We start from the raw sequence: 261 nt of genomic DNA, 5'->3' as shown, positions 1-261 counted from the left end.
GGTTGCCTGCAGGATCAGTTGCTACAGCTGTTACTGTACCGCCATTCGGTAAGTTACCTGGATTTGGTGTGGTCCATGCCCCAGTCGTTGGATCTGTTGGGACCTGAACACTTGTACCATCTGGGAAAGTCACGGTTACTGTTGAACCTGGTTCCGCTGTTCCTGTAATTGGATCTGTACCATTGATTGGATTAATCTCTGGCGCATTCGGTGCAGTGGTGTCCACTGTATAAACTTGAGTGTCCGTTACATTGCTGCTGT

The 261-nt window shown here is 49.0% G+C and carries 1 protein-coding gene; it reads right to left on the bottom strand.

All coding sequences use genetic code 11. The annotated features are described in order from the left end of the window. Nucleotides 1–261 (bottom strand): Ig-like domain-containing protein (locus tag V6E90_RS21680; RefSeq protein WP_332606430.1); only part of this gene is annotated, 261 nt, incomplete at both ends.

This window comes from Acinetobacter sp. ESBL14 (assembly GCF_036668815.1).
Taxonomy (GTDB): Bacteria; Pseudomonadota; Gammaproteobacteria; order Pseudomonadales; family Moraxellaceae; genus Acinetobacter; species Acinetobacter gyllenbergii.
Note: the sequence above shows the minus strand (reverse complement) of the source record. Positions and strands in the feature narration are given on the sequence as shown.